This is a genomic window from Baaleninema sp. (assembly GCF_049974805.1).
Taxonomy (GTDB): Bacteria; Cyanobacteriota; Cyanobacteriia; order Cyanobacteriales; family Geitlerinemataceae; genus Baaleninema.
The window spans coordinates 31645-46935 of the sequence record NZ_JBNGCO010000027.1 but is presented as its reverse complement, the minus strand read 5'-3'; the positions used below and the strand labels follow the sequence as shown (position 1 = coordinate 46935).

Sequence of the window (15291 nt, the reverse complement as noted above, 5' to 3'; positions counted from 1 at the left end):
TAGATGCCGATATTGCCAAATGTTTCGACAGGATTGACCACGGTGTACTACTAGAAAAGCTCGATGCATTTCCCGCTATTAGACGACAAGTACGCGGCAGCCTTGGTACTCATGACAAGAGCCAAGTTGTTGAGGAGCCGTGTGAGGTGAAAGTCTCACGCACGGTTTTGAAGACGAGTCGGGTGGGCGACTGCCCGGCTTAGTTTAATCAAAGCCTCACCAAGTCCAAGCCATCGACGAAGCAATTCGGACGACTCAGTTCGTCCGCAATAAAGTCTTGCGTTACTGGATGGATAATTGAGGCGTGGGTAAGGCTGAGTTATTTCGATACAACACACGACTGAGAAAAGAGTTTAAGTTTGTTGAAGAACTCAACTCTCATGCTTGCCAAACGGCAGTTGAGCAAACCCTGAGAGCCCTTACCCGTTTTTACGAAAACTGTAAAAACCAAGTTACTTGATAGCAATACCAAATAATTCGTGGCCAAATCCCCGTTCGGTTAAGGGCTGTGCGAGATCCCCGGCATCTCCAAGATGCCGGGGATCGATGCCGGGATCGATGCCGTGGATCTCGAGACACTCTGACCTTCCTTCGAGGTTGAGTTTCACTTCTGCTAGGCTCTTCGCCGTTTAGGGTGACAGAAAAACTGACTTCACGAGATTTCAGGGGTTTTGGCTCTCGATTCTCCAGGTATTTGTATTTTGCTATACATTTTCCCCCGCAAACGGCGGAGACCCTTCTGCTAATTGACACAATTGACTTAGGATTGCTATAGAGAGAACCACAAGGGTTTCTCTTTCGAGATTCCAGTTGACCCCACCCATCCTATGAAATCCCCCATCGCCACTGTTATTTCAAGAGCCGATGTAGCGGGACGCTTTCCCAGCGAAACCGACCTCGCGACCGTACAGGAAGAGTTAGAACGGGCGGCAGCTCGTCTCGAAGCGGCTGAAAAGCTCGCCGTCTATCACGATGCGATCGTTCGAGATGCCGCCGATTCGGTATTGCCCCGTTACACCAGCTCGCGCCCCCCAGGAGCGACGGCGGTAGCGTCTCAAGATACTGTCAGCCAAGGCTATCGGGAGATCGATCGCTATTTACGGGCGATTCATTACTGTTTGGTTGTCGGAAGTCCGACCCCCCTCACTGAGGCGGGACTTCCCCGCAAACGTAGCGGTTCTCCGACGTTACCGCTACCGCTCGAGATTTACGTGGCAGCTTTGGAGTACCTGCGCGATCGCGCTTATGCCGGGTTGAAACTCTCTCCTCCGGCTCTGGTGGAGTTGCGATTTTATTTGGAGTACGCCATTAGCGGTTTCAACGGCACTCTTTGATGTGACCTCTTGACGCGACATCGATCGCTATTCGTACCTGAGCTGCGCGATCGCCCCGTTAAGGGAAGTTGTTTTTTAACACTCTATACCACAAAAATCTATATTTGTCAATATTTAATTCGCTTCAAAAAAAGGCGATCGCGTCAGCTTCGATTCTCAGGGGCAATTCAAAGCCTTCAAAAACTTTGTTTTTCAGTCGATAAACTTCAAAGAGACAAAAAACAGGCTTTTCAGCTCTCTCGACGGGCGATCGAAACGGGAGGGGAAATCGACTCACCGTTGAAGGGAATCTCCGCAGCAGCGTTGATTGCAACGCCGCGCCAGGATGTCAGGCGAATTCCGGACGTACCATCGGCTCGCTGTCCGATCTCCGTAGAACTTACCAGGAGAACTTACCCAGGAACCCGGTTTCTGAACCGAAAAGTACGCCACTCCTGCTCTAGTATCCAGAAATTGACAGAAACAAGAGTCCCCCGCTCTCAACTGAAGACGAAGGCAATCAATTTATTCTTAATTATAACCATCTCCGACATTCTCTAGAAATTGAGATCCATTAAGAGCTATGCAGAAAAGGTTATAAAACTTAAAAACTCCTCAAATTTCACCCCAACCCCCTCGATTTCAGACGAGGCGAGAACCGAACCCTGTATTTTCTGAACCCTAAAATTGAAAAAAACGAGTCGACCGAGTAAATTTGCTACCCTAAAGAGAGAAGGTTATCTACGATATTTTGTGTTTGTTGCTTCCCGTGTCGAAATCTAAACTTTGTTCGATTCTTCTCTTATTGACGCTAACCAGTTGTGCAGGGAGTCCGTGGGGCGAGTCCCTGCAAGACTCTTTCGCCGCCGATCCCCAATTGCAAGACGAGACGCCTAGGCCAAGCCCTAGCCCGAAGGAGGGAACCTCAGAGGAGGCGCTCCCCGACAATTTCCCCGATGCCATTCCTCGCTACACCAACGCTCGTTTGGTTCAAACCGATGCTGAGGGCGATCGCGTGCGGACTCAATGGCAGAGTTCCGACCCCGCCAACGTCATCGCACAGTTTTACAAAAGCCAGTTTCAAGATAACAATTGGCAACTGCTCGAAACGGACGAAACGGGCGATCGCATCACCCTAACCGCCCGTCGCCAGGGTCTCGACGCGACCCTCTCCGTGCGTCCTCACCCCGAAAACCGCGACACGGAACTCGTCATTGAATACCAGAGTTCTTCCCCAAGCAATACTTCAGACGCCAATACTTCAGACGCCAATACTTCAGAGTCCGAGACGCCATCCCCGACACCACCACCTCAAGCCCCCGACGCCACGCCAACTCCGTCCGCCGTCACCTCCACTCCTACGACTGAATTCAGCGACTTAGCCAGCGTATCCGACCCCCTGCGCCCTTACGTCGAAGACCTAGCCGCCCTGGGGGTTCTCACCGCCGCCCCCCCTAACAGCGATACCTTTTCCCCCGATTTAGCCGTATCCCGTCGCGAATACGCCCGTTGGCTCCTCGAAACCAACAACAAACTCTATACCAACGACCCCGCTCAACAACTCCGCTTGGCGTCTCCCACTTCAACGCCAGCGTTCCAAGACGTACCTAGCAGCGATCGCGACTTTCCCGTCATTCAAGCTCTCGCCGAAACCGGAATCGTTCCGAGTCCCCTCAGCGGTGCAGAAACAACCGTTCAGTTCCAACCGGACGCGCCCCTGACCCGCGAAGATATGCTGCGCTGGAAAATCCCGCTCGACCTGAGACGGGCGCTTCCTACCGCCAGCATCGACGCCGTGAAGGAAACCTGGGGGTTTCAAGATACCTCCCGTATCGATCCCGACGCCCTGCCAGCGGTGTTAGCCGACTTCCAAAACGGCGATCGCTCCACCATCCGACGAGCCTTTGGTTACACGACTCTGTTGCAACCGAAAAAAGCCGTCACCCGCGCCGAAGCCGCCGCGAGTCTCTGGCGCTTCGGTTATCAGAGCGAGGGACGCTCGGTGCGAGACCTGCTCGATCGAGAGTAAAGCGTGAAGCCTCAAAAATAGGAGGTTTCATAGGAAGACCTTTTCCCCCTGGGGCTGCTCGAATTGGAGGCGCGATCGCTTTTCGTTGTTCTCGTTGCGCTTTGTAGCCCTGTTGCGTCGTCTATCTAGTCCGCCGTCCATGAACTCTCACAGACGCATTAAATTATTCGTACTGGATCTGACGCTCGTGTCCTTCCTCGTTGTCGGTGGTGGCAGTGCGCTCTTTTTTCAGGCGGCTATGGAACGGGAACGGACGCATCTGAGTCAAATCGCCCGCAGTCGAGTCGCCCTCATCCGCGCCATTTATGAGGAAACGGGAAATCCTAATGAAACCTTAGCGCGACTGTCAGCAGAGCTGAACCTTTCTTTAGAAGACAACGGTGGGGACGACCCGCTCAACCCCAATATCACCCTCGTAACGCGAGAAGAAGGAATCGTTTGGCTGCTCGATCGCAGCGTTCGCTCTGAATTATCCGCAGCCAACCCGAAAACCGCTGAGTTTCTACCCATCGATCGCGCCTTGGAAGGCAAATCCGGAACCGCGATCGCGCGATCGCCAGACGGACAAAAAGTTCTCACCGCCTACGAACCCATACCCTCTCTCCCCTGGGGCGTCGTCGTCGAAGTTCCCCTCTCCGACGTTCGCGCCCCTTTCCTCCGAGTAGGCTTTTACACCCTGGCCGTGGTTCTCATCGTCGATATTATCAGCTTGCTGTTTCGCCAACGCCAGGAAAACGCCGTCATCCAAGAAATTCAAACCCTCAACCGAGAACTGGAAACACAAGTTAAACAGCGCACCGCCGAACTCACGCAAGTCAATCAAAACTTACAAGCACAAATCCAAGACCGAAAGCGAATTGAAAACGTACTGCGAGAAACCAGCGATCGCCTCGAAGCCATCCTACAAAACGTCGCCGACGGAATCGTCGTCTTCGGCCGCTACGGCGAAATCGTCTACGCCAACGACGCCGCCGCTCGCCTCGCCGGATACGACGACATCGGACAAATGGTCGCCATCCGCCGCCCCGTCGCCCCCCATTACGACGTTCTCGACGAAGCCGGACAGATCGTCCCTCGCGAAGAATTGCCTCAAAACGCCGTTCTCGAGGGGGCAGCCAGTCACATTCAAACCCTCTGCTACCACGATCGCACCACCCAAGAAGAGCGCTGGGTGTTCGTCAAAGCCACCCCCGTATTCGACGAAAAAGGACATCTCAACTTAGCAGTCGTCGTCACCCACGACATCACCGATCGCGCCAACGCCGAAGCCGCCCTGCGCCAGAGCGAAACCCGCTACCGCCGCATCGTCGAAACTGCCTCCGATGGCATCTGGATTATCGACGCCGACACCATCACCACCTTCGTCAACCCCAAAATGGCGCAAATGCTCGGCTACCGCGTCGAAGACATCCTCGGGCGTTCCATCTTCGAGTTCATGGACGACACCGATCGCGACATCGCCGCCGACAAACTCGCCCGACGCCACCTCGACACCGTCCAACAATACGACCTCAAACTTCGCTGTCGCGACGGCTCCCAACTCTGGACGATCGTTTCGACGACCCCCGCCTTCGACATGACCGACGGTTCTCTCGGCTCCCTCGGCGTCACCATCGACATCACCGAACGCAAAATCGCCGAAGAAGCCCTGCGAGAAAGTGAAGAACGCTTTCGCGCCATCTTCGACCAAGCTGCGGTGGCGATGGTGGTGATGACCTTAGACGGTCGGTTTTTCCGGGTCAATCAAACCTTTTGCGAACTGTTGGGTTATTCTCGCCCGGAACTGCTGGAACTGCGCCTCGGCGACATTACCCACCCGGCGGATTTGCGAGCGACTCACGAACGCCTAGCCCAATTGCGAGAAGAAAACCGCGATCGCTACTCCCTTGAAAAACGCTACGTCAGCAAGCGGGGCGCCATCGTCTGGGTCAGTTCCACCGTCTCCATCGTGCGAGACGGGAGCGGTTCTCCCAAATACCTCCTAGGGGTCGTACAGGATATCAGCGAACGCCAACGGGCGCTACAGGAGTGGGAAACGGCAGAAACCGCCCTGCGACAAAGTGAAAAACGCTTCCGTACTCTCGTTCAAACCGCCGGAAGCGCCATTATCGCTCTCACGGGAAACCGCCAAATCGTTGAGTGGAACCAAGAAGCCGAGCGGCTCTGCGGTTGGACGCGGCCCGAAATGCTCGGAGAAAATTACTTTACTCTCTGTATTCCTCCCGCTTGGCGCGATCGCGTCGCCGCACAGGTCGATCGCGTCTTAGAAGGTCAGCTCGTCCGCGACTTCGAGCATCCGGTGTTCGACGCCAAGGGTGATACCCGAGAAGTCCTGTGGAACTTCAACCGTTGGTACAACACCCAATCGAAACAGTGGGAAATCGTCGCCTGCGGACAAGACATCACCGAACGCCAACAAGTTCAAGCCGCATTGCGGGAAAGTGTCGAACGATTTCGGGCGATTTTCGAGCAGGTGGCGGTGGGCGTGGCCTACGTCACCGGAGACGGCACCATCGTCGATGCTAATCAGAAATACGCTGAAATCTGCGGTTATCCTCTCGAGGAACTGCGATCGAAATCCGTCGAAACGCTCATTCATCCCGACGATCGCGGAGACTGGCAGTCTTGGACGAGCCGTTTGCTGGGAAACGAACTGGAATCTTTGTCGCGGGAAATACGCTATCTGCGCCGGAACCAAGCGGTTATCTGGGTCAACCTCACCGCATCGGTGCTGCACGACGCTAAAGGACGACCGGAAAACCTGCTCTACGCTATCGAGAACGTCAGCGATCGCAAACAAGCCGAAGCGGACTTACAACGGGTCAATCAAAAACTCACGGAGAACTTACAGGAACTGGAACTCCGCCACGAGGAAATGGTCAACCTCAGCCGCACCAACGAATTTTTACAAGCCTGCGCCTCCCTCGAAGAAGCCTACGAAGCCCTCGGGGACTTGCTGCGCCCCCTGTTTCCCGGCTGTTCCGGCGGACTGTTTCTGCTTGAAGAGGAAACGGAAATTCTCAAACCTGTCTCGGTTTGGGGTATTCCCTTGGAGGAGACGATGGAATTTGTCTCCCATTCCTGCTGGGCTTTGCGCCTGAGTCGTTCTCACTGGAGCGATCGCCAAACGGGGTTGTACTGCGATCACTTGCGGACTCCCTCCCTTCCCATGGAATCTCTCTGCGTTCCGGTTATCGCCCAAGGGGAAACCCTCGGACTGTTACAAATTCAATCTCCCACCTCGGGCAGTCTCACGGAAGCCAAGCAACATCTCGCCCGTACCGTCACCGAACATATCGCCCTGACACTTTCCAACTTGCAACTGCGGGAAACCCTCAAAAGTCAGAGCATTCGCGACCCCCTGACGGGACTGTACAACCGCCGCTATTTAGAAGAATCCCTCGATCGCGAACTGCGTCGCGCCCATCGCGATAACGATCCCTTCAGCGTTGTCATGTTGGATGTCGATCGCTTTAAGCAGTTTAACGACAAGTTCGGTCACGATGCCGGAGACGCCGTTTTAGAACGCCTCGGAGAATTTCTTCAGCATCAAGTTCGCGGTTCCGATATCGCCTGTCGCTACGGCGGAGAAGAACTGACTCTGGTGTTACCGGGCGCCTCTCTCGAAACTGCCCGCGATCGCGCCGAAAATATCCGCCGAGGCATCGAAAACCTGCACGTTACCAGCAACGGTAAAGCCGTCGGCCAAGTCAGCGTCTCCCTCGGCGTCGCATCTTTTCCCGATTGCGGCATCACCTGGGAAGAGATTCTCCAAGCCGCCGATATGGCACTATATCGCTCCAAAGCCAACGGCCGCAATCGCGTCACCGTCGCCGAACCATCGATAATTGATAGTTGATGAGGAACAGTTTCCGTAGGGGGCGTGACTTGCCAAATCGGGTGTCGAACCTGAGACCGATACATAGTCACGCACCGCCCCCTCATCTCCTCATCCCCTCATCAACTCCCCATCTCCTCCTCCAGGGCTTCATAGGTTTTATAGCCGCCGGGGATGTTGTAGGCGTCAAAGCCATTTAAGCGTAGGGCGCGAGTGGCGTAGTATCCCCGTTGTCCCACTTGACAGTAAATCCACAACGGTCGATCGCGGGGGAGTTCTTCGAGACGCTGCCGCAGTTCTGACAAAGGGACGTTGGTGGCGTCTTCGACGTGACCGGCCTCGAATTCGCCCGTTTCTCGCACGTCTACTAACAGCCCGTTTTCCTGGGATTGTTTTTCGGATAACTCGTGCCAGTGAACCACTGGGGCATCTCCCCGCAACAGGTTGGCGGCAATCATTCCGGCCATGTTTACCGGGTCTTTGGCTGCGCCAAACTGAGGTGAATAGCAGAGTTCGGCTTCTTCGAGGTCGAACACCGTCGCCCCTTGTTGAATCGCCATGGCGATCGCGTCGATGCGTTTGTCTACCCCTTCTTCACCGACGGCTTGCGCCCCGAGAACTTTGCCGTCTTCGGGAGAAAACAACAGTTTCAAATTAATGGGTTTAGCACCAGGATAGTATCCAACGTGGTGTCCGGGGTGCAAATAGATTTTTTCGTAGGGCATTCCCGCCCGTTTGAGGGTTTTTTCGCTGGCGCCGGTGGAGGCGACGATTTGGTTGAATATGCCACAGACGGAGGTGCCTTGTACGCCGCGAAAGGCCACGTCGCGCCCCATCATGGCGTCGGCGGCAATGCGTCCTTGACGGTTGGCCGGCCCCGCCAGGGGAATTAACGTCCAGTCTCCGGTGACGAAATCTCGCACTTCCACGGCATCCCCCACCGCCCAGATGTTGGGATCGTTGGTTTGCATTTGGTCGTTGACGCGAATTCCGCCCCGTTCTCCGAGTTCTAATCCGGCGTTTTTGGCCAGGGTGGTTTCGGGACGGACGCCGATCCCCAGGATGACGAGTTCGGCGTCGTGGGTTTGGCCGGATTGGGTTTTGACGGTGAGGCGGCCGTCGGAGTGGCGATCGAATCCAGCTACGGCGTCGCCGAGTTGTAAGTTGATGCTGTGGCTTTGTAGGTTGTCGTGAACCGACGCCATCATTTCCGGGTCGAAGGGCGGCATCACTTGGGGCAACATTTCCACGAGGGTGACAGAAATTCCCCGATGGACGAGGTTTTCTGCCATTTCTAAGCCGATGAAACCGCCGCCGACCACCACCGCCCGTTGGACTTGGTGTTGGCTAATCCAATCGCGAATTTGCCGACTGTCGGGGATGGTTCGCAGGGCGAAGATGCCGGGGTGGTCGATGCCGGGCAGGGGCGGACGCACTGGGGCGGCGCCGGGGGCGAGAACGAGGCGATCGTAGGGTTCTCGATAGGTTTCTCCGGTTTTACGGTTCTTGACTTCGATTTCTCGGGCGTCGCGATCGATGGCTAAGACTTCGTTTTCGACTCGTACTTCGATGTTAAAGCGTTTGGCAAACAGGTCGGCATCGGCCACGAGGAGTTTGCGTTCGTCGGTGATGACGTCGCCGACGTAGTAGGGTAAGCCGCAGTTGGCGAAGGAGACGTAAGGACCGCGATCGAAAATGACAATTTTGGCATCTTCGGACAGTCGCCGCGCCCGCGCCGCACAGGAGGCGCCGCCAGCCACGCCGCCTACGATGAGAATCCGTTGGTCAGTCATAGGAATGGTGAACGTATCGACAAAGAGATCGAAACGCGCCTCGCTCTCTTGGGAACAGGAGAAAATCGGATCGAGGGGATTCGTCGTTGCTGTCGCCTCGACCTCTTTAAGTATTACCTTATCGTCAAATGGCTAGATAACATCTACGTTTCCATTTGTTGTTAGATTTCGCGAACGTCGTCGGGAGAACGTCGTCGGGAGAACGTCGTCGAGAGAAATCTGAGGGACTCCCGACGCCAACCGCCTCAGCGGTACCACGGATCGACCGAAACCTCGCCGAACGGCTTCTCTGTCAGACCTTTTCGAGGGGGATTTCGCGTTTTTTACTCAAAATTTAACGAAGAATTCCTCTCGCGATCGCCTTGCCGCCGTCGTCCGACTCAGATCGATGGCCTATACTAGCGAGTGAAGCAGTTTCTCTCGATGAAAGCCCCCTGATGGGTTGGCTCGAGGCTCGAAGGGCGATTTCGCCACTTGCTGGAACTTTTCGGGGAAATTTATCGTCTTTTTCCCGGAAACGGTAGCTGGACTGGTGTATCTTCTCTAAGCACCGATCGCCGCCGGAGTCTCGAAGGCGATCGCGATATCTGTTAAACCTCAAGAGTCGAAGGAGATAGATGCAAAAATCTTTACGTTTCTCTTGAGTTTTATAAACTGTCGATCGAGCAATTTCGCTCCCTCGATCGAACCCATCCGATCTCTGGGATCGGGCGTTTTGTCGTCGTTTTTCTCCGTTGACAGACCGAACTGGATCGATTGGTGTTCCAGTATTTTTTGGAGAAAATCTCAAGGATCGAAGCTAAAACTTTAAGCTCGATTAACAAATTTTGAGAGAACCGAGAAATCTGAAAAGTTGGTTTATAATCCCTAGGTAGAGTACTGGTATCTCTGAGGAGTTGAGCGAATGAAATTCAACCGACTAGGCGTATCCGCTGCTGTCCTAACCTTTGCGTCTCTCGCGATCGGGGGCGTCAAAGCTCCTGCTAACGCTGGAACGGTCAACACGACTGACTCCGTAGAAGTGGCGCAACGGGTTGGCGAACGTCCTGGCGACGTTTGCCGTCGAGTCAACGGTTCCAACGTTCTGTACACGGAACCCGACATGAACTCGGCTGAAATCGCCAATATGCTCGATGGCGAACAAGTCCACATGATTCGCAATGCCTTCATGGGCAACGACGGCAACATGTGGTTCGAGCTGGAAGACTCTGTGGGCAACGTTGGTTATATGCCCGCCAGCGCCCGGATGTATCCCGGCGGACCTTTGGAATCTACCCTCGTTTACTGTTCGGGTCAAGGCCCGGCGACGTTCCCAGTCACCTGGTAGTTTGACGCCCAGTAATTGACCTTGAAAAAGAGACGTGCGTCGCGCGTCTCTTTTTCAGCGAACAGCGAACAGCGAGCCGTTTCTTCCTCATCACCCCATAACCCCTTCTGAGGTTGCGTTGGCTAGGGCTAATAACAGCCCAGTTTGCTCTTGTCCGCTGACGGCTAGGTCACTGTGACCGAGGATGACTCGTTCTTCGACTCGTGCGAGTAAATCGTAAAGAATACACTCGAGCCGCTCGAAATCGCTGTTTTGAATCTCTTCTTCAGTTTGGGGGAACGGCGGCCGGGATTGGAGAAATAACGAGGCACCAAAGAGAGACGCCGCCCCTCGCTGCAACCACAGTGGCGAACCGATATCGAGCCAAACGTGCCAGCGATGATGAAGGCGGCTGCTGCGATATTGGTAGATATTGCTCAAGAGAACTGCCGGACGCGCTAAATCTCGTAAGGGATAGGGATTGGCGGATACGGTTCCCCGTCGTAATAGCTGGACGAAGTCGCTGACGGAGGCCACCACGTTGTATTTTCTCCCTCGGATGCGAGTTTCCACTTCCCAGAAATGTTGGGCGGTTTCGAGGAGTTCTCGCAAGGCTTCGAGGCGATCTTCGGAAAGCTGAGGACGCCAGAGAAACTCTCGCACGATTGTATCGATCGCCACCACGGGAACGTTCGACCGAAGCTGTTCTTCTTGAATTTTGTGGGTGTCTATCCAGGTTCGGATACGTTCGTAAGCGTCTTTAGCTCGATATCCCAAGCGATCCCAACGCTCGAAGGTTTCGGCCGGTAACAGGTGCGGTCGTTGGGGATCTCGAACGTAACAGATATCACAGAGCGTCCCCGCCCGCACGGGATCGATGGCACTGTCTCCCGGTTCTGACTGTTTTGAGGCGGAAAATACGACGAGCATTTCGGCGACGGCATTGCGATCGATCGTTCGCCCCAAGCCGGGATACAGCAGTGCCAGCAGCGTCAAGACTGCCCGCACGCCGGGAGAAGTGACGAGGGGACGCTGCATGTTGAGCGATCGCACGGGAACGCCGCGAGCGCTGAGAATTTGCGTCAGGGTATAACGGGCGATGGCATCCAAACCGGGGACGATAATCACCACGTCTTCCGGTTTAACGGTGCCGGAGGCGACGGCTTCGGCAATTCGTTCGGCAACCTGTCGCAACAGTTGCGCCCGAGACCGAGTTTGAACCGAGTGTATCGTCGCCCCCGGTAGCTGCGTCCAATAGGTGGGGTCTAAAGCCAGTTTCACGATGGCATCGCCCCAGGTGGCGGCTAAGCCTTTTCGCCCCGAGACGCTTTCGACGCGACAGCGTTGGGATAACTGCGCCATATACTCGGGATCGGCGTTGAGTCCTTGGCGGATTCCCCCTTCTGGGTTAAACGTAAAAGTCCCGGGAATCTCTAAATCGAGCAGCGTCTCGAACAGCAGTCGGGCGAGGGCGGGATATTCGTCCACGTCGTCGGCGAAGACCCCCGCAAACCGCTGTTTCAGATGTTGTTGGTATTCCGGTAGGGGCAACAGGTGACGCCAGTACAGGTCGAAAATCAACCCGTAAGTCAGCAAGCCGCGAGACAAACACCACTGACGCCAACGCAATAACAGTTTTTCTTGAAGCTGCCACAGTTCCGGAGAGCTTTCTTCGTCGGACAGTCCCCGTTCTAATCGTTGGGAAATCTTCTCGAGGGGGATTCCCGCCGCTCCCGCGAGTTGCAGGAAATCGAGGGTTCGTCGGACGAGGCGATCGCGTCTGAGTCCCGGTTGCTGCAACTGGCCGCTCTCGAGTTCTGGACTCCAGAGTTCGGTGGCGAGGGCTTGTTCGGTTTCCGGACGCAACCGTAAGGGAAACTGCCCCTGCAGGTTCAGTTTTCGTACCAGCAACGGCCAAAATAACACCACTTCGTTTTCAAAAAAGCCCAGTGGCGTTGTAACGTAGACAGGAGATCGCCCCGACGTGGCGACGACGATGCGATCGCTCAATGCCATGCGATTGTCGCCGTTCGCCGCTAACACCAACGCGGTCGGTTGGGGTAAGGTTTTCTGAGATTTGGCGTCGGGATTCAGCCGCTGACTTAAATGCGACACTAATGCCGTTGTTTTTCCGCTACGACTCGCCCCGACTACCCAAACTGACTCGAAAGGCACCGCTTACCTCGACTGGATTTGTTAACATACTACTGAATTTGTTGGGTTTAAGCGGTTCTGTGTTTTTTCAAAACCGCTGACTTGATGGCGTTTCCTGACTTGAAATCTGAATTGCAAGCGTCACGATTTTACCCGTTTTTTATTAATTCACAACCATGAAAGGTCAAGGTTCTCAAGGCATCCCTGGCGTGTTGCGAGCCATTCATCGTTGGTATTTCAAAACCCCAGAACGGGCTTTGGATGCTGCGTATCGAGCTGCGTTGAAAATTCGAGCGATCGAAAATGAATATTTTGATGGCCAAGCCATTTCTCTGGGGTCAGACCGTTACAGCCGCCTCGAGTTGAATCAGTTTCAATCCGAACTTTCTAACTATTTGTCCACTATCGACCGCCGACTTGCTGAATTTAAAGCGAGTCGCTCTACTCTTAATTTTATCACACAACAAACCAATTTATCAAATATTGACTTGGAGGCAACTGACGATTCAAAATCTCGCTATTCCCCCGAGGAAAAATATCAGTTTTCGGAAAGCCTAAAAAAGCTCAAAATCATCGATGAGGTTATCTCGAAATATCGAGAAAAAGCGAATCAAAAAACCGGGCGTCGAAACGTGCCTGCCCCCGCTTCGGCGAACGCCAAGTCTGTGGCGGTTCGATCGAAACGACCCGAGGCGGCGATCGACACCAACGGCAAAAACGGTAAAAACGGAACAGCCGTACCGCTACAAGACTGGCGCGATCGCCTCAGCCAACCCCAAGAACCGCGCGTGGAAACCGCCAGCGATGTAGAATCGATGGCAGGAAAAGCCAGTTTGCTGCCGCGATCGATTTTACGGACGATCGATCGCATCAAGCGCGAACTCGATCCCAACGCAGAAGACGAAGTCGTCGAAAAGTTCCGTTACTACAAGAGCAAAACAGTAATATCGCTAAAATTCATGCTCTTGTTAATACTAATTCCCCTCCTCACCCATCAAATTTCTAAAAACTTCCTCATCCGCCCCATCTACAACGAATTTTTTCACCAGCAAGTCGATGTTTTCATCAACCAAGACTTTGAAGAAGAAGCCTTCATGGACTTGCAGCGATACGAAGAACGGCTACAGTTTCGCATGGCCATCGGACAAGTGAAACTGACCCAGGAAGAGATGGAAGAAAAAGTTGAGGAAAAAGCCCACGAAATCGCCCGCGAATACCAAGAACTCAGCAACAACGCCGTTCAAAACGTCTTCGCCGATCTCTGCTCTCTCGGTGCCTTTTGTGCCGTCATCCTCACCAGCAAGCGCGAGTTAGCCATCGTCAAATCCTTTATCGACGATTTGATTTACGGACTCAGCGACAGCGCCAAAGCCTTTATCATCATTCTCTTTACAGACATTTTCGTGGGTTATCACTCCCCCCACGGTTGGGAAGTGATTCTCGAGAGCATCTCCCGTCACTTCGGACTCCCCGAAAGCCGCGATTTTAACTTTCTCTTTATCGCAACGTTTCCGGTGATTCTCGATACCGTGATGAAATATTGGATTTTCCGGTATCTCAACCGCATCTCCCCCTCAGCGGTGGCAACCTACCGCAACATGAACGAATAATTCTCGAGATTAATCGCCAAAACGGTACGATCGACTTCTAATCTGAACTCTTGAACTCTTAACTCTTAACTGGCTCCCTATGCACCTCGCTCAGTCTTGCGTTGTCGTTCTCAGCTTCCTCGCCTTGGCAACTCCCGCCGTCGCCTTCGACGAAGACGATATCGAACGACTGCGATCGAGCCTCGACTGTCGCCGCTGCGATCTCGAAGGGGCAGACTTATCAGGGTTGAACCTCGCCAACGCTGATTTACGAGACGCCGATTTAAGCCAAGCCAACCTCACCGCAACTCACCTGGCCAACGCCAATTTAAGCCAAGCCCAGCTACTCGAAGCCAACCTCAACGGCGCCAACCTCGCCAACGTCAACCTCGCCGAGGCCGATCTGACCCAAGCCTCTCTGCGGGAAGCGATCGCCACAGACGCCAACTTTCAGGGCGCAACCCTCATTCTCGTCAACGGCGTCGGGGCGAACTTCGACGGGGCGAACCTCAACCAAGCCCAACTCGGCATCGCACAACTGCGACTCGCCAGTCTGCGGAATGCCGATTTGAGTTTGGCGCTGTTGGGGCGGGCGAACTTACGGGGAGCCGATCTTGAAGGCGCGAACGTACAAGGGGCGAAATTCACCTTTACGAACCTGCGTTACGCCAATCTCAGCCGCAGCGATCTCAGCGGGGCGAACCTCTCCAACGCCGATTTACATCGATCGCGTTTAGATAGTTCCAACTTGCAAAGTGCCACCCTCACCGGAGCCACCATCTCCAACGCCTTACTACTCGAAGCGAATCTCAACCGAGCCACTTTAACAGGGGCGAATTTAAGCGAATCGAATCTCTCAGGCGTCAGTTTAACGCGGGCGACGGCGTTAGGCGTCAATTTCACAGATGCGAATTTATCCGGGGCGGGGTTGAACTTTGGTAACTTCAACGGTGCCGACTTTGAAAACGCCGACTTACGCGGTGCCGTTTTGAGCGAAGGTACGTTCCTGGGCGCAAATTTCACAACCGCCAACCTCAACAACGCTTACCTCTTCGGCGCCAACTTAACCGCGACACTGTGGTTCGACGCCCGACTCGAACAAGCGGATTTAAGCGAAGCGATTTTAGCTAACGCTAATCTCAGCTACGCCAACCTCACCAACGCGATTTTACAAGACACCGATTTCACCGACGCCATCCTCACTGGCGCTACAACACCTTTTACAGTGAGCAGTGAGCAGTGAGCAGTGTCTCCCCATCTCCTCCTCTC

Annotated in this window: 9 protein-coding genes and 2 pseudogenes; 8 read left to right on the top strand and 3 right to left on the bottom strand. The window is 54.3% G+C overall.

All coding sequences use genetic code 11. The features are described from left to right. Together ACP5D4_RS07695 and ACP5D4_RS07690 are read left to right on the top strand one after the other, a co-directional pair. Window positions 1-203: pseudogene (locus tag ACP5D4_RS07695) on the top strand (hypothetical protein); the annotation flags it as partial. A 29-nt stretch (window positions 204-232) separates the two neighbouring features. After that, window positions 233-454: pseudogene (locus ACP5D4_RS07690) on the top strand (RNA-guided endonuclease TnpB family protein); the annotation flags it as partial. On the opposite strand, the gene ACP5D4_RS07685 reads toward ACP5D4_RS07690, so the two are convergent. Next, complete coding sequence (locus ACP5D4_RS07685; RefSeq protein WP_428011045.1) at window positions 453-608, bottom strand: hypothetical protein; 156 nt, start codon at window positions 606-608, stop codon at window positions 453-455. The pseudogene ACP5D4_RS07690 and the gene ACP5D4_RS07685 overlap by 2 nt on opposite strands. Before the next feature lie 219 nt (window positions 609-827). Here ACP5D4_RS07685 and ACP5D4_RS07680 point away from each other — a divergent pair, with 219 nt between their 5' ends. The 3 genes from ACP5D4_RS07680 to ACP5D4_RS07670 all read left to right on the top strand — a co-directional run bounded on the left by ACP5D4_RS07680 (window position 828) and on the right by ACP5D4_RS07670 (window position 7201). Next, window positions 828-1334: a bleomycin hydrolase gene (locus ACP5D4_RS07680; RefSeq protein ID WP_428011044.1), complete on the top strand. Its 507-nt coding sequence runs from the start codon at window positions 828-830 to the stop codon at window positions 1332-1334. 784 nt (window positions 1335-2118) lie between these two features. After that, window positions 2119-3342, top strand: coding sequence for an S-layer homology domain-containing protein (locus ACP5D4_RS07675; RefSeq protein WP_428011043.1), 1224 nt, complete (start codon window positions 2119-2121; stop codon window positions 3340-3342). A 187-nt stretch (window positions 3343-3529) separates the two neighbouring features. Continuing rightward, window positions 3530-7201 (top strand): PAS domain S-box protein, encoded by a 3672-nt coding sequence (locus ACP5D4_RS07670; protein WP_428011042.1) that lies wholly within the window; start codon window positions 3530-3532, stop codon window positions 7199-7201. Window positions 7202-7302: 101 nt separating this feature from the next. Here ACP5D4_RS07670 and ACP5D4_RS07665 read toward each other — a convergent pair whose 3' ends face one another. Further along, window positions 7303-8973: an FAD-dependent oxidoreductase gene (locus ACP5D4_RS07665; protein ID WP_428011041.1), complete on the bottom strand. Its 1671-nt coding sequence runs from the start codon at window positions 8971-8973 to the stop codon at window positions 7303-7305. A gap of 904 nt (window positions 8974-9877) precedes the next feature. Here ACP5D4_RS07665 and ACP5D4_RS07660 point away from each other — a divergent pair. Then, the gene (locus ACP5D4_RS07660; protein ID WP_428011040.1) at window positions 9878-10300 is read left to right on the top strand and encodes a hypothetical protein; all 423 of its coding nucleotides are present in this window, start codon (window positions 9878-9880) and stop codon (window positions 10298-10300) included. Window positions 10301-10390: 90 nt separating this feature from the next. On the opposite strand, the gene ACP5D4_RS07655 is transcribed toward ACP5D4_RS07660, so the two are convergent. After that, window positions 10391-12454, bottom strand: a complete 2064-nt coding sequence (locus ACP5D4_RS07655) for a recombinase family protein (protein WP_428011039.1) — start codon at window positions 12452-12454, stop codon at window positions 10391-10393. Between the two features lie 155 nt (window positions 12455-12609). On the opposite strand from ACP5D4_RS07655, the gene ACP5D4_RS07650 reads away from it, so the two are divergent. Continuing rightward, on the top strand, window positions 12610-14043 hold the full coding sequence (locus ACP5D4_RS07650) for a proton extrusion protein PcxA (protein ID WP_428011038.1): 1434 nt from the start codon (window positions 12610-12612) through the stop codon (window positions 14041-14043). A gap of 79 nt (window positions 14044-14122) precedes the next feature. Beyond that, window positions 14123-15265, top strand: coding sequence for a pentapeptide repeat-containing protein (locus tag ACP5D4_RS07645; RefSeq protein WP_428011037.1), 1143 nt, complete (start codon window positions 14123-14125; stop codon window positions 15263-15265). The last annotated feature ends 26 nt before the right edge of the window (window positions 15266-15291 follow it).

Excerpts from the sequence above, each read along its gene's own strand:
- ACP5D4_RS07650 (WP_428011038.1), top strand. The coding sequence starts at position 12,610 with ATGAAAGGTCAAGGTTCTCAAGGCATCCCTGGCGTGTTGCGAGCCATT.
- ACP5D4_RS07645 (WP_428011037.1), top strand. The coding sequence starts at position 14,123 with ATGCACCTCGCTCAGTCTTGCGTTGTCGTTCTCAGCTTCCTCGCCTTG.
- ACP5D4_RS07665 (WP_428011041.1), bottom strand. The coding sequence starts at position 8,973 with ATGACTGACCAACGGATTCTCATCGTAGGCGGCGTGGCTGGCGGCGCC.
- ACP5D4_RS07660 (WP_428011040.1), top strand. The coding sequence starts at position 9,878 with ATGAAATTCAACCGACTAGGCGTATCCGCTGCTGTCCTAACCTTTGCG.
- ACP5D4_RS07680 (WP_428011044.1), top strand. The coding sequence starts at position 828 with ATGAAATCCCCCATCGCCACTGTTATTTCAAGAGCCGATGTAGCGGGA.